Source organism: Burkholderia sp. EMB26, from assembly GCF_024730645.1.
Taxonomy (GTDB): domain Bacteria; phylum Pseudomonadota; class Gammaproteobacteria; order Burkholderiales; family Burkholderiaceae; genus Burkholderia; species Burkholderia cenocepacia.
Genome location: NZ_CP078070.1, coordinates 1647443 through 1668969, shown reverse-complemented (window position 1 = coordinate 1668969; position 21527 = coordinate 1647443). Strand labels below are relative to the sequence as shown.

The window sequence follows — 21527 nt, the reverse complement described above, 5'->3', positions numbered from 1 at the left end:
CGGCCCGCACAAACCAAACGGCCGTTTGATACGGCCGTTCATCCACCGCGAATCCGTTGTCTGGCCGCCCGCCGGCGCCCCGCGCCCGGGCGTCCGTTGTTTGGTAACGCCGCTCTAGCGCGCTATGACACACTGCACGGCATCGACGCTCGCGCCGTGCAGTCGCGCGCGCCGCCGTCGATCAAGACAAGACATGGAGACAGACGATGCGGAATGCGGTCCGGCGCGGCCATCGCTCGCCTTTGGCAATTTTCGACTGGTTTTCCGGCCTGCGACGCACGGTCGCCCCGGGATCGCCCACGACGTCCCGCGTGTTCGGCTGCGGCGCGCTGGCGCTTGCAGTCCTCTGCACCGGCTGCGCGGAATCGGCCGCGCAGCGCGACAGCAACACGTCCATCGCATCGACGAAGATCGAACGCACCAAGGCCGAGCGGCTCGCGCGCGAACAGCAGATCGCGCGCACCGTGCCGTCGCTCGCATCGATCAGCCTCACGCAGCCGCGCCCGTTCACGCTGCGCGACTCGGGCCAGAACGGCGCGATGACGTTCCTGCGCGACGTCGATTTCCGCATCGTCAACAACCTCGGCTTCTTCATCCACCAGTTGTCGGCCACGCTCGTGCCGACGCAGGCCGGCGCGCCGATCGTCTTCGACGATCCGACGAGCTTCGAGATCGACGTACATGAAGGCACGGTGACGCTCGACAACGCGAAGCTGACCGCCCTCTTCAACACCTACATCTTCGGCTATCGCAACGCGCCGCTGCGCAAGCTCGCGGTGTCGGCCGGCGACGGCGTCATCCATCTGCAAGGCGAGATGCAGCGCGACGGCTGGGTACCGTTCTCGCTGACCGGCACGCTCGCGATCCGCGACGGCAGCCAGCTCGTGTTCCACCCGACCGGCGTACGCGTGTCGGGTATCAACGCGCAGCCGGTGATGCGCGCGGCCAACGTGAAGATGGCCGACCTGCTGAAGGTGCAGACCCCGATCGCGCAACTTGCCGGCGACGATCTCGTGATGGCGGTCGACAAGCTGATGCCGCCACCGCGCCTGAAGCTCACGATCACCGCCGTGCGCGTGACGCCGGCAGGCCTCGACCTGAAGCTCGACGACGGCACGCATGCCGGCTTCGCGATGCCGGCGAATGCCCCGCAGCAGGCGATGTACATCCGCGGCGGCGACGTGAAGTTCATGCGCTCGATGCCGATGAACGCCGACATCCTGATCGGTCCGGTCGATTCGTCGAAGCGCGAGCAGACGTTCGTGTTCGACCTGTATCACTATCGCGACCAGGTGTCGGCCGGTTACTTCAACTTCGACGAAAGCGGCGCGATGGCGATCCGGATGCCTTCGTATACGGGCCCGGCGAGCGGCGCGCTGCTCGGCAACGCGGCGGCGCGCCTGAACGACAGCTTCCTCGCCGCGCAGCAGACTGCGCTGCGCGACGTGCGCCAGCACTGGGAAGCGTACGCGCTCGCGGCGGATGCGATGCGGCCCGGCATGCAGAAGGTCGCGATGCGGCGCACGTCGACGACGCCGTTCAACGAACGGCACGTGTCGAACCGCAACCCGACGATCCATCTGCGCAACGTCGACTTCAACCTGTCCGGCGATATCGGCTTTCATGTCGAGGATCTCGACGTGGAACTCGTGTCGAGGCGGCCCGGCGAACCGGTCGATCTCGACGATCCGAACCAGTACGACATCCGCATTCTCGGCGGCACAGTCGTCGAATCGTGGAAGGCGATGTCGGCGCTCTTCAACAACTACCTGCTCGACTATTCGCCGCGTTCGCTGAACGACCTGCAACTGAGCGCGGACGGGCAGAACCTGCGCGTCCAGGGCGGCATCAAGCTGTGGAATCACGTGCCGGGGGTCTGGCTGCCGACCGACATGAAGGGCTCGCTGACGGTGCTCGACGACCGGCACCTCGCCTTCAAGCCGTCGCAGGTGTCGGTGCTCGGCATCCCGCAGGCGACGCTGCTGCGCTCGCTCGGCATCGAGCTCGCGTCGCTGACGCCGTTGCGCCGACGCGGCGCGGAACTGCGCGGCGACACGCTCGTACTCGACCAGTACACCGTGTTCCCGCCGCCCGTGCTGAACGGCAAGCTCGGCCAGGCAACGGTCGAACGCGACGGCTTGCGTCTCACGTTCCGGCGCGCAGCGGGTGCACCCACGCCGAAGCGGCCGCAGATCGATGCACCGAGCTACATGTGGATGGAAGGCGGCGACATGAAGATGTTCAACGTGCTCGAACTGAACGTGCGCGCGTTGATCCGGAATTCGGCCGAGGCGGGCCCGATGCGGTTCGACCTGTACGGATACCGCAGCCAGGTCGCGCAGGGCTCGGTGCGGATGCTGCCGGACGGCACGCTGGTCGTCGACATCGGGCAGAAGAATCCGCTCGCATCGCGCTGATCCGCATGCGCGACCCGCATGAAAAAGCCCGGTGGCAGGTCGCCAACCGGGCTTTTTCAATGCTGCCTGCGCGCCGTGCGCTCAGTCGTGTTTCAGTCCGTCGATCACGTCCAGCAACGCCTGCCGCAACGCGATGACGTCGACGGTTGCGCCCGGCTTGGCCGCCCCACGCGCATCGACGGCCTGCGCGTCGGATTCGGCTGGCTCCGCCGCGGCCCGCTCGCTGCCCGGCGAATCGAGCCGGTTGCGCGCGCCGTTGATCGTGAAGCCCTGCTCGTACAGCAATTCGCGAATCCGCCGGATCAGCAGCACTTCGTGATGCTGGTAATACCGCCGGTTGCCGCGCCGCTTCACCGGCCGCAGTTGAGTGAATTCCTGTTCCCAGTAACGCAGCACATGTGGTTTGACCCCGCACAGTTCGCTGACTTCGCCGATCGTGAAGTAGCGCTTCGCGGGAATCGGAGGCAAGACGACTTTCTCAACCGTGGTGGTCATCGTCGGTTAACCGTCGGTAAAGGGTGCGCGGCGGCCGCGCGGGGCGTGGGCGCGCGTCTTACTCCGCGCCGTTTTCGACCAGCGCCTTCAGCTTCTGGCTCGCGTGGAAGGTTACCACCCGGCGGGCCGCGATCGGAATCGCCTCGCCCGTCTTCGGATTGCGGCCCGGACGCTGCGGCTTGTCGCGCAACTGGAAATTGCCGAACCCCGACAGCTTGACGCTTTCACCGTTTTCGAGCGCGTCGCGGATCACTTCGAAAAACGCCTCGACCATGTCCTTCGCTTCACGCTTGTTCAGCCCGACGCTGTCGAACAGCAACTCCGCCAGTTCCGCCTTCGTCAGCGTCGGCGTCTCGGTGGACGCCGGCGCCGAAGCGTCGCGGTTCATCGCGCTGCGTTGCGCCGTCAGGAGGGCTTCGAATTCACTCGAGGTCATGTCGTTCATATCTGCCATACAGCGCGTTGAATCAAAACTTACGATGGAAAAAAGCCGCCCGCGAACGGGCGGGCCCTCTCCTTAGCCGCGCAGGCGCGCCCCGGCGCGAGCCATCCGCTCGACCAGCGTCTGAATCGCCTGGTCGACGACCTCGTCCTGCAGCGTGCCAGCCGCATCCTGCAGCGTCACGCGAAAGGCAAGGCTCTTCTCGTTCGCGGCAAGACCACCGGAAGTATTTGATTTTGCACGAAATTCGTCGAAGAGTACAACCTTCTGAACGAATCGGCAGGCCTCTTCGGCAAGCGCCTTCTTCATTTCGTCGAAAAGTGCCTGAACCTCGACCGCCTGATCGACGACAACGGCGATATCGCGACGGACCGGCGGGAATTTCGACACGTCGGTCGGCGCGGGCAGCGCACGGGCGATCAGCGCGTCCGCGTCGATCTCGAACATCACCGGCGGGTGCGGCAGCTCGTATTTCTGCATCAGGCGCGGATGCAGTTCGCCGATCCAGCCGACCGCGCGGCCATCGATTTCGATGCGTGCGCTGCGGCCCGGATGAAGGGCCGGATGCTCGGCCTTCACGAAACGCGCAACCGCCGGCGCGAGCAGCGCTTCGAGATCGCCCTTCACGTCGAAGAAATCGACCGCGCGGGTCGTCACGCCCCACTGCTCGTCGAGTGCCGGACCGTACGCCAGCGCGCCGACGCGCTTGGGCTGCGCATGGCCTTCGACCGCCAGCTCGCCGGCCTTCACCGATGGATCGGCGACGAACACGCGCCCCGATTCGAACACGCGCACGCGATCGGCACGGCGGTTCAGGTTGTGGCGCAGCACGGCGATCAGGCTGCCGAACAGCGTCGTACGCATCACCGAGAGCTGGCTCGCGATCGGGTTCAGCAGGCGGATCGGGTTGTCGTTGCCCGCGAAATCGTGCTCCCACTCCGCATCGACGAAGCTGAAGTTGACGGTTTCCGCGTAGTCGCGCGCGGCCAGCGCGTGACGGATGTCATGGATCGACCGCCGCGTCTCGTGGGTCGCGCGCATTTCGCTCGTCGCGACCGGCGGCCGGGCCGGGATCTTCTCGAAGCCGTAGATGCGCGCCACTTCCTCGATCAGGTCTTCCTCGATCTCGATGTCGAAGCGATGCGACGGCGGCGTGACGAGGAACGCGTCGTCTTCACGCTCGAACGGCAGGCCGAGGCGCGTGAAGATGTCCGCGATCTCGTCGGCGTCGATCTTCACGCCGATGATGCGGTTCGCGCGCGACACACGCATCTTCACCGGCGCGCGCTGCGGCAGGTTCACCGCCTGATCGTCGACCGGGCCGGCCTTGCCGCCGCAGATCTCGAGAATCAGCTGCGTGATGCGCTCGACGTGCTCGACGGTCGTCGCGTAATCGACGCCGCGCTCGAAGCGATGCGCCGCATCGGTCGAGAAGTTGTACTTGCGCGCGCGGCCGCGGATGCTGTCCGGCCACCAGAACGCGGCTTCCAGATAGATATTGGTCGTATCGAGCGTGACGGCCGTGCTGTCGCCGCCCATGATGCCGGCCAGGCTTTCGACCTGACGGTCGTCCGCGATCACGCCGACCGTTTCGTCGAGTTCGACCGTATTGCCGTTGAGCAGCTTCAGCGATTCGCCGCGCTTGCCCCAGCGCACTTCGATGCCGCCGTGGATCTTGTCGAGATCGAACACGTGCGACGGGCGGCCGAGTTCGAACATCACGTAGTTCGAGATGTCGACGAGCGCGGACACGCTGCGCTGGCCCGAACGCTCGAGGCGCTCGACCATCCACTGCGGCGTCTTCGCATGCGCGTTCACGCCGCGGATCACGCGGCCCGAGAAGCGGCCGCACAGATCGGGCGCGGCGATGCGCACGGGCAGTGTTTCGTCGAGCTCGACGTTCACCGGGCGGATGTCGACCGGCGTCAGCGGTGCGCCGGTGATCGCGGCCGTCTCGCGGGCGATACCGAACACCGACAGGCAGTCGGCCTTGTTCGGCGTCAGCTTGATTTCGAAGATCGTGTCGTCGAGATTGAGGGTCTCGCGGATGTCCTGACCGACCGGCGTGTCTTCCGGCAGGATCAGCAGCCCGCTGTGATCCTCGGACAACTTCAGCTCGCGCGCCGAGCACAGCATCCCCTGGCTCTCCACGCCGCGCAGCTTCGACAGCTTGATCGCGAACGGCTTGCCGCCCTCTTCCGCCGGCGGCAGTTCCGCACCGACCAGCGCGACCGGCACCTTGATGCCGGGCGCCACGTTCGGCGCGCCGCACACGATGTTCAGCGTCGCGCCGGTGCCGGCGTCGACCTGGCAGACATTGAGCTTGTCCGCATCCGGATGCTTGACGACTTCGAGCACGCGGCCCACGACGATCTTCGACGTCGGCGGCGCAGCCTTGCTCAGCGATTCGACTTCGAGCCCCGCCATCGTCAGCGCGTGCGACAGCTCGTCGGTCGTCAGCTGCGGGTCGACAAAGGTTCTCAACCAGGATTCAGGGAATTGCATGGATGTCTACGTTCGAAACAGGTTAGATCGACGCCCGGGCCCCGTCGGAAACGTCCATCGGGGGCGTGCGCGGGCACAGGTCGGCGCGGCGAGCGGCGTTATGCGAACTGGCGCAGGAAACGCAAGTCGTTCTCGAAGAACAACCGGAGATCCTGAACGCCGTAGCGCAGCATCGTCAGGCGCTCGAGGCCGCTGCCGAACGCGAAACCGATGTAGCGCTCGGGGTCGAGGCCCATGTTGCGGATCACGGTCGGATGCACCTGCCCCGAGCCGGAAATTTCGAGCCACTTGCCGGCGTTCTTGCCTTGCTCGAACATCATGTCGATCTCGGCCGACGGTTCCGTGAACGGGAAATACGACGGACGGAAGCGCACGAGGATGTCGTCGCGCTCGAAGAATTTTTTCAGGAAGTCGGTATAGACGCCCTTGAGGTCGGCGAAGCTGATGTTTTCGTCGATCCACAGCCCCTCGACCTGATTGAACATCGGCGAGTGGGTCGCATCGCTGTCGACGCGATACGTGCGGCCCGGCGCGATCACCTTGATCGGCGGACGGTTCATGCGCGCATAACGCACCTGCATCGGGCTCGTGTGCGTGCGCAGCAGCAGCTGGCGGCCGTCGGCATCCTTGCCTTCGACGTAGAAGGTGTCCTGCATCGAACGCGCCGGATGGTTCTCCGGGCTGTTCAGCGACGTGAAGTTGTACCAGTCGGTCTCGATTTCGGGGCCGTCGGCCACGTCGAAACCGATCGAGCCGAAAATCTGTTCGACCCGCTCCCACGTGCGCATCACGGGGTGCAGGCTGCCGGCGCCGGCGCCGCGGCCGGGCAACGTCACGTCGATCGCTTCGGCAGTGAGGCGCTGATTCAGCAACGCGTCGGCCAGGGCCTGGCGACGGGCGGTGAGCGCGGCTTCAACCTGCTGCTTCGCGACGTTGATGCGGGCGCCTTCGGTCTTGCGTGCTTCGGGATCGAGCTTGCCGAGGCCCTTCAGCAACTCGGTCAGCGCACCCGATTTGCCGAGAAATCGTGCTTTCTCGTTTTCGAGCGTGGTGATGTCGGCAGCCTGTTCGAAGGACTGCTGCGCGTCGGCGACAATCTGGTCCAGATCCATAGATCCCATCATTTCCAACGTCATTCGGTCTTGGCGAGCGAAACCGCCCACCAAACAAAAAAGGGGCTCGGAAGAGCCCCGTTTTCGCTGCAGCGGCCGAGACTACCGGAACCTCGCTGCAACTAACCACGCAGTGCTAATTTCGCAATTAGGCTGCAACGGCGGCTTTCACCTGCTTGACGATCGCAGCAAAAGCAGCCTTGTCGAACACCGCCATGTCGGCCAGCACCTTACGGTCGAGTTCGATCGACGCCTTCTTCAGGCCGTTGATGAACACGCTGTAGGTCATGTCGTGCTGGCGAACTGCCGCGTTGATACGCGTGATCCACAGTGCGCGGAACACACGCTTCTTGTTGCGGCGATCGCGGTACGCGTACTGACCAGCGCGCATCACCGCCTGCTTGGCGATGCGGTAGACGTTATTGCGGCGGCCGCGATAACCCTTGGCCAGGTTGATGATCTTCTTGTGGCGGGCCCGTGCGGTTACCCCACGTTTGACTCGAGGCATGTTTCTCTCCTTGGAGTATCAGTTGAGGGGTTACGCGAACGGGAGCATCGCGCGGACGGAGTTCAGATCGGAATCATGAACTGCCGTTGCGCCGCGCAGATGGCGCTTGTTCTTCGTGGTTTTCTTGGTCAGGATGTGGCGCTTGAAGGCTTGACCGCGCTTGACGGTACCGCCCGGACGCACCACGAAGCGCTTTGCAGCGCTCTTCTTGGTCTTCATCTTAGGCATGACGAACAACTCCAGTTTATTAGATGGCGATGGGTGTGCGGTTGGCTTGCGCCCTTGACCCGCCCTTCGAAACCCAGTCCACTTGTGTACGGCGACCCGCTTGCGCAGCCGCCGTCATTGTTGGCGCGCCGCCCTGACCGGGCAACGCGCCGAACCACTGTCGAACCTGCGCGCGACGCGCGCGGGCCCGTTACTTCTTTTTCTTCGGCGAGAGCACCATGATCATCTGGCGCCCTTCCATCTTCGGCATCTGCTCGACCTGGCCGACTTCCTCGAGATCCGTGCGCAGACGTTCGAGCATCCGCATACCGATTTCCTGGTGAGCCATTTCACGGCCGCGGAAACGCAACGTGATCTTCGTCTTGTCGCCCTCTTCGAGGAAGCGCACGAGATTGCGGAGCTTGACGTTGTAATCCCCGTCATCGGTACCCGGGCGGAACTTGACTTCCTTGACCTGGATGACCTTCTGCTTCAGCTTCGCTTCGTGCTGCTTCTTCGATTCCTGGTACTTGAACTTGCCGTAATCCATCAGACGGCAAACCGGCGGCACCGCTTGCGGCGCGATTTCCACCAGGTCAACATCCAGTTCTTCCGATTTACGGAAAGCGTCAGCGAGTTTTACGATACCGAGCGGTTCGTTCTCGATCCCGACCAGGCGCACTTCCGGCGCAGTGATTTCACCGTTGATGCGGTGCGACGACTTATCAGTAGCGATGTTACGTTTCCTCTAAAAATTAAAAAAACGAGCCGCGCTGCCAGGGCGGTTACTTGAACGAGCGCAGGTCTTCCTGCAGACGCTCAACGAAGGCTTCGACCGGCATTACGCCAAGATCGACGCCGCCACGGGCACGCACGGCTACCGTTTGCGCATCACGCTCCTTATCGCCCACGACGAGGAGATAAGGCACCTTTTCCAGCGTGTGCTCGCGTATTTTATAGCTAATCTTCTCGTTGCGCAAATCGGCCGCCACTCTAACCCCTTGTTTTTGCAACGATTGGGCCAGAGACTGCGCATATTCGGCCTGACTTTCGGCGATATTGAGCACAATTGCCTGATACGGCGCGAGCCAGACCGGCATTGCACCAGCATGGTGCTCGATCAAAATGCCGAGGAAACGCTCCATCGAACCGACGATCGCGCGGTGCAGCATCACCGGCCGGCGGCGGCTGTTGTCTTCCGCGACGTATTCGGCACCCAGGCGCTCCGGCAGCACCATGTCGAGCTGAAGCGTGCCGCACTGCCACGAGCGGCCGAGCGCGTCCTTGATGTGGTACTCGATCTTCGGGCCGTAGAACGCGCCCTCACCCGGCAACTCTTCCCAGGTGAGACCACAAGCCGTCAGCGCATCGCGCAAACCTTGCTCGGCACGATCCCAGGTCTCGTCCGTACCGGCACGCTGATCGGGGCGCAGCGACAGCTTGATGTCGATGTGATCGAAACCGAAATCCTTGTACACGCTCATGGCCAGCGTGTTGAACGCGATCGATTCCGAGATGAATTGATCTTCCGTACAGAAGATGTGCGCATCGTCCTGCACGAAGCCGCGCACGCGCATCAGGCCGTGCAGCGCGCCCGACGCCTCGTTGCGGTGGCACGAGCCGAATTCCGCGTAACGCAGCGGCAGGTCGCGGTACGAACGCAGGCCGTGCTTGAACACCTGGACGTGGCCCGGGCAGTTCATCGGCTTGATCGCGTAGTCGCGCTTCTCCGACTCCGTCGTGAACATGTTCTCGCGATAGTTCTGCCAGTGGCCCGACGCTTCCCATAGCGAGCGGTCCATGATCATCGGCGTCTTGATCTCGAGATAGCCGGCCTCGTTGACGCGGCGGCGCATGTACTGCTCGACCTGCTGCCACAGCGCCCAGCCCTTCGGATGCCAGAACACCATGCCCGGCGACTCTTCCTGCATGTGGAACAGGTCGAGCTGCTTGCCCAGCTTGCGGTGGTCGCGCTTTTCCGCTTCCTCGAGCATGTGCAGGTACTGGTCCTGGTCTTCCTTCTTCGTCCAGGCCGTGCCGTAGATGCGCTGCAGCTGCTCGTTCTTCGAATCGCCGCGCCAGTACGCGCCCGCGACCTTCATCAGCTTGAAGACCTTCAGCTTGCCGGTGGACGGCACGTGCGGGCCGCGACACAGATCGGTGAAGCCGCCGTGCGAGTACAGCTTGATTTCGTCGCTTTGCGGAATCGATTCGATGATCTCGGCCTTGTACTTCTCGCCGATGCTGCGGAAATAACCGGCCGCCTCGTCGCGCGACACGACACGGCGCGTGACCGGCTCGTCCTTCTTCGCGAGTTCCTGCATGCGCTTTTCGATCTTTTCGAGATCTTCCGGCGTAAACGGGCGGTTGTACGAGAAGTCGTAATAGAAACCGTTGTCGATCACCGGACCGATCGTCACCTGCGCGTCCGGATACAGTTCCTTCACCGCATACGCGAGCAAGTGGGCGGTCGAGTGGCGGATGATGTCGAGGCCGTCGGCATCCTTGTCCGTGACGATCGCGAGCGACGCGTCGCGGTCGATCACCGTCGACGTATCGACGAGCTCGCCATCGAGCTTGCCACCAAGCGCAGCCTTCGCAAGGCCGGGACCGATCGAGGCCGCAACCTCGGCAACTGTCACCGGATGCTCGTATTGTCGAACTGAGCCGTCAGGCAAGCGTATCGAAACCATAGCAATCTCCGTGATGCCGACAGTGGGCGGCAGACCAGGTACGCGAGATCGAACTCACGCGTGAAAAATTCGCGACAAAAAAAATGCGGCCCCGCTTTCGAGGGGCCGCATTCGATACTTCACTCAAACTGAAAGGGCGAAAACGTTCCTCGACTAGCGTCGCTCCGAAGTGGTTTCGGTCAACGTTCGCGGTGTCATAACCGTATTCGCCTTGTTCGCGTTGAGTTGCGTACTGCATCGAACACCCGGAGGCCGGGCATTCTCAATTCGTTGGTAGGCTCGATTGGACTCGAACCAACGACCCCCACCATGTCAAGGTGGTGCTCTAACCAGCTGAGCTACGAGCCTAGAGAAGCTAAGATTATATGGAGCCGTTACGGGCTTGGCAAGTGTTTTTATGCGGTCGCAGCAAAATAATGCGGTTCCAACCCCATCACACCTTCCGCCCCGCCCGCACGACGCCCTGCACCTCGCCGAGCAGCGTACATGCGCGCTGCACCTGCGCCGAATTCGATACCTCGACCGTGAACTGCATGAATGCCGCATTGCGGCGGCTCTGCGTCTTCACGCCCACGACGTTGATCTTTTCGCGTGCGAACACTTCGGAGATATCGCGCAGCAACCCTTGCCGGTCGCTCGCCTCGATCATCAGGTCGACCGGATAGACGGACGCGCCGCGCCCGCCCAGCACGTCGGCGGACCAGGTCGTCTGCAGCACGCGTTCCGGCGCGCGCTCGACCATCCGGCGAAACGTCGGGCAGTCGGTGCGGTGGATCGACATCCCCTTGCCGCGCGTGACGAAACCGCTGATCGGATCGGGCGGCGCCGGACGGCAGCAGCGCGCCAGTTGCGTCAGCAACGCGTCGACGCCGACCACCAGCACGCCGGTCGACGCGCCGTGCGCGACGCTCGCGCCGCTGCTGCGCTTCTCGAAATCGGCCGGCGCCTCGGGCGCCGGTTCCGGCGGCGGTGCGTCGGACAACGCGTGCTCGACGTTACGCAGGCTGAATTCTTCCTTGCCGACGACCGAGAACAGCTCCTCGGGCGACTTGAAGCCGAGCTTCGCGGCGAGGTTGTCCAGATTGACCGACGTCTTGCCCTCGCGCTGCAGCGTCTTTTCGACCAGCGCGCGACCATGCGCGACGTTTTCTTCCTGCTCGATCGAGTTGAACCACGCGCGCACCTTCTGCCGTGCACGCGGGCTCTTCAGGTAACCGAGCTGCAGGTTCAGCCAGTCGCGCGACGGGCCGCCTTCCTTCACCGCGACGATCTCGACCGTCTGGCCGTTCGCGAGCGACGTGTTCAGCGGCACCATCACGCCGTCGACGCGCGCGCCACGGCAGCGATGGCCGAGCTCGCTGTGCAGGTGGTACGCGAAATCGACCGGCGTCGCGCCCTGCGGCAGCGCGATCACGCGCGCCTGCGGCGTCAGCACGTAGATGTGATCGTCGTCGAGCGACGTCTCGCGCAATTGCGCCCACGCCTGGTCGCCCGACACTTCGGTGCCGTCCTCGACGTCGTCCTTCCACGCGAGCAATTGGCGCAGCCACGCAATCTTCTCGTCGTACTTGTCGCTCGCCGAGAACTGGCCGCCATAGCCGCGCGCGCCGGCCTCCTTGTAGCGCCAGTGCGCGGCAACGCCGTACTCGGCGAAGCGATGCATCTCCTGCGTGCGGATCTGCACTTCGAACGCACGGCCGTCGTCGCCGATCACGACCGTATGCAGCGACTTGTAGCCGTTCGGCTTCGGCCGCGAGATGTAGTCGTCGAATTCCTTCGGCACCGGCTGCCACAGGTGATGCACGATGCCGAGCACCGCGTAGCAATCCTTGATGTCGGGCACGATCACGCGGAACGCGCGCACGTCGTACAGCTCGGAGAAATCGAGCTCCTTGCCGCGCATCTTGCGCCAGATGCTGTAGATATGCTTCGGCCGGCCGCTCACGTCGGCCTGGATGTGCGCTTCCGCGAGCTCGTGCTGCAGCCGCGCGATCGCCTGCGTGACGTACGCCTCGCGCTCGATGCGCTTTTCGTCGAGCAGCTTCGCGATCCGCTTGTAGGTGACGGGATCCTCGAAGCGGAACGCGAGATCCTCGAGCTCCCACTTCAGTTGCCAGATACCGAGACGGTTCGCGAGCGGCGCATAGATCTCGAGCGTCTCGCGCGCGACGTCGGGCGGCGGATTGAGCTTCGCGGCCGCGTAATAGCGCAGCGACTGCAACCGCGACGCGAGCCGGATCAGCACCACGCGAATGTCCTGCGCGAAGGCGAGCAGCATCTTGCGCAGCGCCTCGATCTGCGTGCGCCGCTCTTCCGCCGCGTCGCGCCCGGAGTCGGGCTTTGCGTTCTGCGCGGCGCGCAGGCTCACGGTACCGAGCCGCAACAGCTTGCGCACGTCGGACACGAGCCGCGCGACCTCGTCGCCGAAACGCTCGGTCAGCTCGCGCTCGGGCTCGCTCAGGTGCGGCGTCAGCACGAACAGCGCGGCGGCCTGCATCGCGGACGGATCGACGTTCAGCGTGCGCATGATCGCCGCCGTGCCCGCCGAGTGGTCGGCGAGCAGCTCGCCCGACGACAGGCGCGCGTCGCCGGCCCGCTCGCGCACGAACGCGAGCACGTCGTCGAACGACGGCGCCGCGACGGGAGAGGCGGAAACGGATTCGGTCATTGCACGGCCTGCCGGAATACGGTCATCGTCGGATAACGCTCAGCTCCGCTGCGCGGCGACGACCACGATCTCGACGAGCAGCGCCGGATCGGCAAGCTTCGCCTCGACGGTGGCGCGCGGCGGCGTGTTGCCCGGCGCGACCCATGCATCCCACTCCGCATTCATGCCTTCGAAGTTCGCGAGATCCGAGATGTAGATCTGCACCGACAGCAGATGCGCCTTGTCGCTGTTCGCTTCGGCGAGCAGGCGATCGATGTGGCCGAGCACTTCGCGCGTCTGGCCGCGGATGTCCTGCGTGGTGTCTTCGGCGATCTGGCCGGCCAGATACACGGTACCGTTGTGGATCGCGGTTTCGGAGAGCCGGGCCCCGACGTGGTGACGAATGACTGCCATGAAAATGTTCCGGTCGTGATGAGTGAGGAATCGGACGGCGGCACGGCCCGCGTGCCGCCGAACCGCATATTATGACGCGTTTATGCGTCGCCTTCGACGAAAAACCGCCGCGCGAGCGCAATCTGGTCGGCGCTGACGAAGGCGGGCGCGTGGCCCGCGCCCGGAATCTCGACCTGCGTCACATGGCGGCCGCGGCGGACCATTTCGGCCGCCGTCTCGCGCGACAGCAAGTCGGACGTCTCGCCACGCACGACGAGCAGCGTCGCATCCGTCGTCTCGATCGCGTGCCACAGCGCGGCTTCGCCGAGCGCGGCCAGTTCGGGCGTCGTGGCCTTGAACGGCTCGGCAATGCGCGGATCGTAGCGCATCGTCCAGCCGCCTTCGGGCAGCTCGTGCAGCAGCGGCCCGTTGATCTCGCGCCACTCGTCGGCGCTCAGCGCGCCGAACGGCAGCGACAGCGACGTCAGGTAGTCGATCCCCTCCTGCTCGGTCGCAAAGCGCGGCTGCACGCCGAGGTATTCGCCGATGCGCGTCAGCGAATCGGGCTCGATGCGCGGGCCGACGTCGTTGACGATCATCCGGCGCAGCGGCGAACCGGGCAGCCCGGCCAGCGCCATGCCGATCAGGCCGCCCATCGACGTGCCGAACCAGTCGACCGATTCGACGTCGAGCCGCGCAATCAGCGTCACCATGTCGGCCACGTACTGCGGAATCGCATAGTGCCGCGGATCGGCCAGCCGGTCCGATTGGCCGCGCCCGACGACATCGGGGCAGACGACGCGATACGTATCGGACAGCGCGGCGGCAAGCCGGTCGAAATCGCGTCCGGAGCGGGTCAGGCCATGCACGCACACGAGCACGCGCGGATTCGCGGGATCGCCCCACTCGGTATAGGCGACGTGGTGAAGGCCGGCCGCGCTCGCACACTGCACGCGCCGCTGGCGGGGAACCGGGGGATTCGCTGGGGTCGTTGGCATCGTTGGCATCCTGTCGAACGGGGGCGACGCGCGGGACAACGCCTGCGGCGCCCGATGCAAACGATTGTAAACCGCTTCGGAATGACGGGCCGCGACGCGCCCGGCCCACCATCCGGAACGGGTTCAATCGTGGCGGCGCCACGCGTGACGCAACTGCTCGCGCAGGAAATCGACGAACGTCCGCACGCGCAACGACACGTGACGGCCGCCGGGATAGACGGCATGCAACGGCGCGGCGGGCGCCTCGAAGGCCGGCAGCACGCGCACGAGCCGACCGGCGTCGAGATCGGCGCCGACGTCCCAGATCGACTTCAACGCAATGCCCGCGCCTTCGAGCGCCAGCGTGCGCGCCGCGCCGCCGTCGTTCGTCAGCAGCGTGGCCGTCACCTCGACCGCCACGTCACCTTGCGCGCCGTCGAACCGCCATTCGGCACGCGGCTGATCGCCCATCACGATGCATCGGTGTGCACGGAGCTCGGCCGGATGGGCCGGCCAACCGTGCGCCGCGAGATAGCCCGGCGACGCGCACAGCACGCGATGATTCGGCGCCAGCTCGCGCGCGATCATCGTCGAATCGGCCAGATTGCCGATCCGCACGGCGACGTCGATATCGGCTGCCAGCAGATCGACGACCGTATCGGTCAGCATCAGCTGCACGGTCAATTGCGGATGTCGCTGCTGAAATGCCGCAATGAGCGGCGCGATCCGCAGGCGGCCAAGTTCGCCGGGCGCCGTCACGCGCAGCACGCCGCTGACCGTGCCGCGGCGATCGCGCATCAGCGTTTCGGCATGCTCGACCTCGGCCAGGATGCGCAGCACCTGCGCATGAAACTGCGCACCGTCGTCGGTGAGCGTCTGCTGCCGCGTCGTCCGGTGCAGCAGGCGCACGCCGAGTCGCGACTCGAGATGCGCGAGCCGCTTGCTGACGACCGACAACGACAGGTCGAGCTCGCGCGCCGCCGCCGACAGGCTGCCGGCCGACACGATCCGCGCGAAGGTATCGAGCGCCGGGAAATCGTCGATCAGCGTCATGGCGTGCACCTCGCCCAAACCTTTCCTTTTTTCGAATAATCCATTCGCATTTTTCCAGTATTTGCATGCAGAACGGAAACCTACCATACCTGTTCCGCGTCGTCGCACGACGCCTTCACAGGACCCTCGAAACCATGTCGATCCGCCTTCGTTCGGCCGCCCGCCCCCTCGCGCACGCATTCGCGGCAGCCGCCTGCGTCGTGGCGCTCTGGCCCGCCGCTTCCCGTGCCGCCGACCTCGTCGCACCGCACAGCCTGACCGTCGCGACAGGCTTGCCGGCCGCGCAGGCCCGCGCGCAAATCCTGGCCGCGCGCCGCTACGGCACCTTCTGGAATACCGGCGACCCTGCGCTGGCTCGCGCGGCGCTCGCCGCCGACTTCACCGACCGAACGCTGCCGCCCGGCCGCGAACAAGGCGTACCGGGGCCGCTCGCGGCCTCGGGCACGATGCGCGACGCGATCCCGGACCTGCGCTGTGACATCGAACAGATGATCGTCGCGGGCGACCGGGTCGTCGTGCACCTGCATTTCCGCGGGCATTTCACCGGCGCTTTCAACGGAACGGCGGGGCGCGGACAGGCGATCGACTTCATCGCGACCGATATCTACCGGATCGACCAGGGCCGGATCGCGGAAAACTGGCACATCGAGGACAACCTGACGCTGATGCGTCAGCTCGGGCTCGTCGGCTGACGGAGGGAACGATGACTCACGGCAACCACCCTCCCGCGACGCCGCTGCCGCGCCGCACGTTCCTGGCCCAGGCCGGCGCCGGGCTCGCGGCCGGCGTCGCGGCCGCCGCAGGCGCCTCCCTGCCGGCAACCGCCGCGCCAACGGCGGCGCTCGCCGCACCGGGCGCCACGCCGTTCTGGCCCGACGGCGCGCGCATCGTGATCTCGATCTCGATGCAGTTCGAAGCAGGCGGACAGCCGCCCACGGGCGCGGACAGCCCGTTTCCGACCGTCGCGTTCCCGCCGTCGGTACCGGTCGATCTCGCCTCGGCCACCTGGTTCGCGTACGGCTACCGGGAAGGGATTCCGCGCCTGCTCGATCTGTGGGACCGGCACGGCGTGAAAGTGACGTCACACATGATCGGGGAAGCCGCGCGCCGGCACCCCGATCTGGCGCGCGAGATCGTGTCGCGCGGCCACGAAGCCGCCGCGCACGGCCCGACGTGGCGCGCGCAATTCGCGATGAGCCGCGACGACGAGCGCCGCTTCCTGACCGAAGCACGCGACATGGTCGAAGCGGTGACCGGCCAGCGTCCGACCGGCTACAACTGCAACTGGCTGCGGCGCGGACCGCATACGTTGTCGCTGCTGCAGGAACTCGGCTACACGTATCACATCGACGACGTCAGTCGCGACGAACCGTTCGTCGAGACCGTCGGCGGTCGCGATTTCGCCGTGGTCCCGTACACGCTGCGCAACAACGACATCCTGCTGATCGAAGGCCGCCACTACACGCCGGCGATGTTCCTCGAGCAGATCAAGCTCGATTTCGACCAGTTGTACGCGGAAGCCGGGCAGCGGCGCAGACTGATGTCGATCAGTGCGCACGACCGGATCAGCGGCACGCCGCAGATGGTCCGCGCGTGGGACGACTTCCTGCACTACGCGCGATCACATCCGGGGGTCGCTTTCATGCGCAAGGACGATATTGCGCGCTTCGCGCTGCGCAGCCCGTCGACGCTGCGCGAGACCGAAACGATCTGACCGGATGCCGTTCAACTCATCACAAGGAATGACCTTCATGAATGATCCGCTCCACGGCAAGAACGTCCTCGTCGTCGGAGGCAGCTCCGGCATCGGCGCCGCCACCGCGGCGGCTTTCGCGCGACACGGCGCGCGCGTGACGATCGCGTCGCGCGATCCGGGCAGGTTCGACGTCGATGCCATGCCGGGCGCGCACGTGCGGACCGAAACGCTCGACATCACCGATACGGCGGACGTCGATGCGTTCTGCGCGCGCGCCGGCCAGTTCGACCACGTCGTGATTTCAGCCGCGAAGACGGCCACGGGCGCAGTCCGTGCGCTGCCGCTTGCCGACGCGCAGGCTGCGATGGACAGCAAGTTCTGGGGCGCGTACCGCATCGCCCGCGCGATCGATATCGCGCCCGGCGGCTCGCTGACGTTCGTGTCGGGCTACCTCAGCGTGCGACCGAGCGCGTCGTCGGTGCTGCAAGGCGCGATCAATGCGGCGCTCGAGGCGCTCGCCCGCGGCCTGGCGCTCGAGCTCGCGCCGGTTCGCGTGAATACCGTGTCGCCGGGCCTGATCGCGACGCCGCTGTGGGACAAGCTCGCGCCCGATGCACGCGACGCGATGTACGCCGGCGCGGCCCGGCGGCTTCCGGCCCGCAGGGTCGGCCAGCCGGAGGATGTCGCGAATGCGGTCCTGTATCTGGCGGCCACGCCTTATGCAACCGGTTCGACGGTACTGATCGACGGCGGCGGCGCGATTGCGTGACGCATGCGGTCATGACAAAACGCCCCGCGTTCCGTGAGGAACGCGGGGCGTCGAGCATGACGCAACGACGTGATGCTCAGGCCACGGCGCTGACGTCGAGCGGTGCGCCCGTCTTCGCCTGGATCTCTTCGGCGCTCACGCCGTCGGCGAGTTCGAGCACCTTCAGGCCGGCCGGCGTCACTTCGATCACGCCGAGATCGGTGATGATCAGGTCGACCACGCCGACGCCCGTCAGCGGCAGATTGCATTCGTCGAGGATCTTGTGCTGATCGCCTTTCGCGACATGCTCCATCAGCACGACGACACGCCCCACGCCCGCGACGAGGTCCATCGCGCCGCCCATCCCCTTGATCATCTTGCCCGGGATCATCCAGTTCGCGAGGTCGCCCTGCTTGCTGACCTGCATCGCACCGAGGATCGCGAGGTTGATGTGGCCGCCGCGGATCATCGCGAACGAATCGGCCGACGAGAAGATCGACGAGCCCGGCAGCGTCGTGACGGTCTGCTTGCCGGCGTTGATGAGATCGGCGTCGACTTCGTCTTCGGTCGGCGACGGGCCGATGCCGAGCAGGCCGTTCTCCGACTGCAGCCACACCTCGACGCCTTCCGGCACGTGGTTGGCGACGAGCGTCGGCAGGCCGATGCCGAGGTTCACGTAGAAGCCGTCCTGCAGTTCCTTCGCCGCGCGCGCGGCCATCTGGTCACGATTCCAGGCCATGTCAGTCTCCTTTCGCGCGTACGACGCGTTGTTCGATGCGTTTTTCGGGCGTCGCGTTCAGCACGATGCGCTGCACGAAGATCCCCGGCGTATGGACCTGGTCCGGATCGAGCGCACCGTTCTCGACGATCTCCTCGACCTCCGCCACGGTGATCTTGCCGGCCATCGCGCACATCGGGTTGAAGTTGCGCGCGGTGCGGCGGTAAATGAGGTTGCCGGACTTGTCGGCCTTCCATGCCTTGACGAGCGCGACGTCGGCCGTCAGCGACGGCTCGAGCACGTAGTGGCGATCGCCGAACTGGCGCGTTTCCTTGCCTTCCGCGATCACGGTGCCGTAGCCGGTATTCGTGAAGAACGCGGGGATGCCCGCGCCGCCCGCGCGCAGCTTTTCGGCGAGCGTGCCCTGCGGCGTGAATTCAAGCTCGAGTTCGCCGGCCAGGTACTGGCGCTCGAACTCCTTGTTCTCGCCGACGTACGACGAGATCATCTTCTTGATCTGGCGCGTTTCCAGCAGCAGACCGAGGCCGAAACCGTCGACGCCCGCGTTGTTGCTGATGCAGGTGATGCCCTTGACGGCCGAATCGCGCAACGCCGCGATCAGCGCCTCGGGAATCCCGCACAGGCCGAAGCCGCCCACCGCGAAGGTCTGTCCGTCGCGGACGATCCCCTCCAGCGCGGCAGCCGCGCTTGGATAGACTTTGTTCATCAGTTGTCCCTTCCTCTATGGAAACCAGCAAAACCGGTTCACGCGCCACGTGGCGCAAGCCCGCCGCATCATTCTATGCATGCGCGGCAAAGCCTGCGTCGAGGCGCGCTGTTTTTATGTCGCGACACACCGCCGCGAGATGCCTGAAAGGGTACGATGTGACGCCGATGCGGCACAATACGCAAAAATACATAAGCATTTGCCTCCGCTTGCCTGCGCCATGCCCGATCTCGATTACCAGACCGCCTTCCATCTCGCGCCGCTCGGCCTCGTGCTGTCGCGCGACCGCGTGATCGAGGACTGCAACGACGCGCTCGCGTCGATCTTCCGCTGTGCGCGGGCCGACCTGATCGGAAAATCGTACGCGGTGCTCTACCCGTCGACGGACGAATTCCAGCGGATCGGCGAGCGCATCGCACGCGTGATGGTCGCGAACGGCATCTACTCGGATGACAGAATCATGAAACGCGCGGACGGCGAGCTGTTCTGGTGCCACGTGACGGGCCGCGCGCTCGACCGCACCGCACCGCTTGCGGCCGGCGTCTGGACCTTCGAGGATTTGAGCGCGACGCGCCGCGTCGCGGTCGAGCTGACCCCGCGCGAGCGCGAGATCGCCGCGCAGCTCGCGACCGGCAAGACCAGCAAGCAGATCGGGCGCGTGCTCGACATCAGCTCGCGCACGGTCGACATCTACCGCGCCCGGCTGATGCGCAAATACGGAACGAACAATACGCCGGAGCTGCTGCAGCGCCTGCTCGGACAGTGAACGCGCGTCGCATCGCGGCGCTCGAATGACGATCGGCCGCACACGGCGGCCGATCCGGGGAAACATCGGGGCAACAACGAACACGGTGCGCCACCGGCAACCCGGTGCGGCCTGCCGATAGCCGCGCTCAGCCGACTTTCGTCGCGAGCGCGTGCTCGATCGTGTCGCGCAACAGTTGCGGCAGCGGCACCGACTTGCCGAGCGCGTAATCGACCCACACGCAACGCGCGTTGCCGCGGGCATAGACATGCTGCGGATCGTCCGCGCGCGTGAGCTCGAACCCGGTGTCGAAACTGCTTCGGCCGGGCTTCGCGGCCGACATCTTCGCGATCACGTCGCCCGGATAGTGCAGCTGCTTGAGGAACTCCATCGACGCGGTGACGATGACGGGCCCCTGCCCCTCGCCGTTGCCGCCGGCAATGCCGAGCTGCTCGAACCACGAAATCCGCGCCTGCTCCATGTAGCGGAAATAGACCGTGTTGTTCACATGGCCGAACGCGTCCATGTCGCCCCAGCGGATCGGCATCGACATCTCAAAAACGGGGGAGTAATCGTTTGTTGCGCTCATTGCAGTCTTCTTTGTTGCTGAATGTCATCCGCTCACGCGAGGCCGAAGCCGTCGTCCGCGGAGATGATCGAACCATTGATGAACTGCGACTCGTCGGCCGCGAGCAGCAACAACAGCCCGTCGAGATCCTGCGGCTTGCCGACACGCCGGCGCGGCAGCATCGACTGCAGCTTCTGGCCCTGCTCGGTTTCCCACAGGTAATGATTGATTTCGGTATCGATATAGCCCGGACAGATCGCGTTCACGTTGATCCCGTGGCGGCCCCACTCCAGCGCCATCGCGCGCGTCATCTGCACGACCGCGGCCTTGCTCATCGCGTACAGCCCGATCTGCGGGAATACGCGCAGCCCGGCCACCGACGCGATGTTGATGATCCGGCACGGCGGCTTGCCGTTGCCGCCGCCGTTTGCGCGCATGATCATCCGCTTCGCGACTTCCTGCGCGACGAAAAATGCGCCGCGCGTATTCGTATCGAACACGAACTCGAAATCCGCGGGCGTCACGTCGACGAGCTTCTGCATCGTCGACACGCCCGAATTGTTCACGAGGATGTCGATCGTGCCGGCTTCCGTCTCCGCATGCGCGACGGCCGCCTTGATGCTCTGGACGTCGGTCACGTCGAGCGACACGACGTGCGCCGCGCCGCCCGCCGCCTCGATTTCCGCGCGCAACTCCTTCAGGCGTTCGACGCGGCGGCTCGCGAGCACGACCTTCGCGCCGGCCTGCGACAGCACCTGCGCAAAACGCTGCCCGAGGCCGCTCGACGCGCCCGTGACCAGCGCAACCTTGCCTTCCAGATTGATCGATCGACCCATTTGCACATCCCCTTTCGATGTCGTTTCGCCGGCCCGGGCG

At 65.3% G+C, this 21527-nt stretch carries 21 protein-coding genes and 1 tRNA gene; 5 read left to right on the top strand and 17 right to left on the bottom strand.

The genetic code is table 11. From position 1 onward, the window contains the following. Positions 1 to 206 precede the first annotated feature (206 nt). Entirely contained in the window at positions 207 to 2417 is a 2211-nt protein-coding gene (locus tag KU887_RS07880; RefSeq protein ID WP_060210813.1) for a hypothetical protein, read from the top strand. Between the two features lie 81 nt (positions 2418 to 2498). On the opposite strand, the gene KU887_RS07875 is transcribed toward KU887_RS07880, so the two are convergent. From KU887_RS07875 to KU887_RS07815, 13 genes are all read right to left on the bottom strand, one after another. Continuing rightward, on the bottom strand, positions 2499 to 2912 hold the full coding sequence (locus tag KU887_RS07875) for a MerR family transcriptional regulator (RefSeq protein ID WP_006486110.1): 414 nt from the start codon (positions 2910 to 2912) through the stop codon (positions 2499 to 2501). Positions 2913 to 2970: 58 nt separating this feature from the next. Then, positions 2971 to 3357: an integration host factor subunit alpha gene (locus KU887_RS07870; protein WP_006486093.1), complete on the bottom strand. Its 387-nt coding sequence runs from the start codon at positions 3355 to 3357 to the stop codon at positions 2971 to 2973. A gap of 72 nt (positions 3358 to 3429) precedes the next feature. Next, positions 3430 to 5859, bottom strand: coding sequence for a phenylalanine--tRNA ligase subunit beta (gene pheT / locus KU887_RS07865; protein ID WP_012492555.1), 2430 nt, complete (start codon positions 5857 to 5859; stop codon positions 3430 to 3432). Positions 5860 to 5957: 98 nt separating this feature from the next. Continuing rightward, positions 5958 to 6971: a phenylalanine--tRNA ligase subunit alpha gene (gene pheS, locus KU887_RS07860; RefSeq protein ID WP_006486107.1), complete on the bottom strand. Its 1014-nt coding sequence runs from the start codon at positions 6969 to 6971 to the stop codon at positions 5958 to 5960. 148 nt (positions 6972 to 7119) lie between these two features. Further along, the gene (gene rplT, locus KU887_RS07855) at positions 7120 to 7479 is read right to left on the bottom strand and encodes a 50S ribosomal protein L20 (RefSeq protein ID WP_004192938.1); all 360 of its coding nucleotides are present in this window, start codon (positions 7477 to 7479) and stop codon (positions 7120 to 7122) included. Positions 7480 to 7509: 30 nt separating this feature from the next. Further along, complete coding sequence (rpmI, locus tag KU887_RS07850; protein WP_004191477.1) at positions 7510 to 7707, bottom strand: 50S ribosomal protein L35; 198 nt, start codon at positions 7705 to 7707, stop codon at positions 7510 to 7512. Positions 7708 to 7897: 190 nt separating this feature from the next. After that, positions 7898 to 8422: a translation initiation factor IF-3 gene (gene infC, locus KU887_RS07845; RefSeq protein ID WP_071734130.1), complete on the bottom strand. Its 525-nt coding sequence runs from the start codon at positions 8420 to 8422 to the stop codon at positions 7898 to 7900. 49 nt (positions 8423 to 8471) lie between these two features. Further along, positions 8472 to 10379 (bottom strand): threonine--tRNA ligase, encoded by a 1908-nt coding sequence (gene thrS / locus KU887_RS07840; RefSeq protein ID WP_006486105.1) that lies wholly within the window; start codon positions 10377 to 10379, stop codon positions 8472 to 8474. A 271-nt stretch (positions 10380 to 10650) separates the two neighbouring features. Further along, positions 10651 to 10727: transfer RNA gene (locus KU887_RS07835), tRNA-Val, on the bottom strand. An 85-nt stretch (positions 10728 to 10812) separates the two neighbouring features. Next, positions 10813 to 13047, bottom strand: a complete 2235-nt coding sequence (locus KU887_RS07830) for a bifunctional (p)ppGpp synthetase/guanosine-3',5'-bis(diphosphate) 3'-pyrophosphohydrolase (RefSeq protein ID WP_258255416.1) — start codon at positions 13045 to 13047, stop codon at positions 10813 to 10815. A 39-nt stretch (positions 13048 to 13086) separates the two neighbouring features. Next, entirely contained in the window at positions 13087 to 13440 is a 354-nt protein-coding gene (locus KU887_RS07825) for a RidA family protein (RefSeq protein WP_006486103.1), read from the bottom strand. A gap of 80 nt (positions 13441 to 13520) precedes the next feature. Then, the gene (locus KU887_RS07820) at positions 13521 to 14417 is read right to left on the bottom strand and encodes an alpha/beta fold hydrolase (protein WP_048986689.1); all 897 of its coding nucleotides are present in this window, start codon (positions 14415 to 14417) and stop codon (positions 13521 to 13523) included. A 123-nt stretch (positions 14418 to 14540) separates the two neighbouring features. Beyond that, a complete protein-coding gene (locus KU887_RS07815; RefSeq protein WP_006495363.1) occupies positions 14541 to 15449 on the bottom strand; it encodes a LysR family transcriptional regulator in 909 nt (302 codons plus the stop codon). 134 nt (positions 15450 to 15583) lie between these two features. On the opposite strand from KU887_RS07815, the gene KU887_RS07810 reads away from it, so the two are divergent. From KU887_RS07810 to KU887_RS07800, 3 genes are read left to right on the top strand one after another with little or no spacing between them, the layout of a single operon-like run. Further along, positions 15584 to 16141, top strand: a complete 558-nt coding sequence (locus KU887_RS07810) for an ester cyclase (protein WP_006495364.1) — start codon at positions 15584 to 15586, stop codon at positions 16139 to 16141. 11 nt (positions 16142 to 16152) lie between these two features. Beyond that, on the top strand, positions 16153 to 17163 hold the full coding sequence (locus tag KU887_RS07805) for a polysaccharide deacetylase family protein (protein WP_006495365.1): 1011 nt from the start codon (positions 16153 to 16155) through the stop codon (positions 17161 to 17163). A 37-nt stretch (positions 17164 to 17200) separates the two neighbouring features. After that, positions 17201 to 17914, top strand: a complete 714-nt coding sequence (locus KU887_RS07800) for an SDR family oxidoreductase (protein ID WP_006488511.1) — start codon at positions 17201 to 17203, stop codon at positions 17912 to 17914. A 76-nt stretch (positions 17915 to 17990) separates the two neighbouring features. On the opposite strand, the gene KU887_RS07795 is transcribed toward KU887_RS07800, so the two are convergent. After that, positions 17991 to 18632 carry a CoA transferase subunit B gene (locus KU887_RS07795; RefSeq protein WP_062884575.1) on the bottom strand — a complete coding sequence of 214 codons (642 nt, stop codon included), beginning with the start codon at positions 18630 to 18632 and terminating at the stop codon, positions 17991 to 17993. Between the two features lies 1 nt (position 18633). Continuing rightward, a complete protein-coding gene (locus KU887_RS07790) occupies positions 18634 to 19338 on the bottom strand; it encodes a CoA transferase subunit A (RefSeq protein ID WP_006488507.1) in 705 nt (234 codons plus the stop codon). A 220-nt stretch (positions 19339 to 19558) separates the two neighbouring features. Here KU887_RS07790 and KU887_RS07785 point away from each other — a divergent pair, with 220 nt between their 5' ends. After that, a complete protein-coding gene (locus tag KU887_RS07785) occupies positions 19559 to 20104 on the top strand; it encodes a LuxR C-terminal-related transcriptional regulator (protein ID WP_006488515.1) in 546 nt (181 codons plus the stop codon). A 127-nt stretch (positions 20105 to 20231) separates the two neighbouring features. Here the strand turns inward: KU887_RS07785 and KU887_RS07780 are convergent, their stop codons facing one another. Both KU887_RS07780 and KU887_RS07775 read right to left on the bottom strand, forming a co-directional pair. Further along, positions 20232 to 20672 carry a thioesterase family protein gene (locus tag KU887_RS07780; RefSeq protein WP_062884576.1) on the bottom strand — a complete coding sequence of 147 codons (441 nt, stop codon included), beginning with the start codon at positions 20670 to 20672 and terminating at the stop codon, positions 20232 to 20234. Between the two features lie 32 nt (positions 20673 to 20704). Then, positions 20705 to 21487 (bottom strand): SDR family oxidoreductase, encoded by a 783-nt coding sequence (locus KU887_RS07775; RefSeq protein ID WP_011545236.1) that lies wholly within the window; start codon positions 21485 to 21487, stop codon positions 20705 to 20707. Positions 21488 to 21527 lie beyond the last annotated feature (40 nt).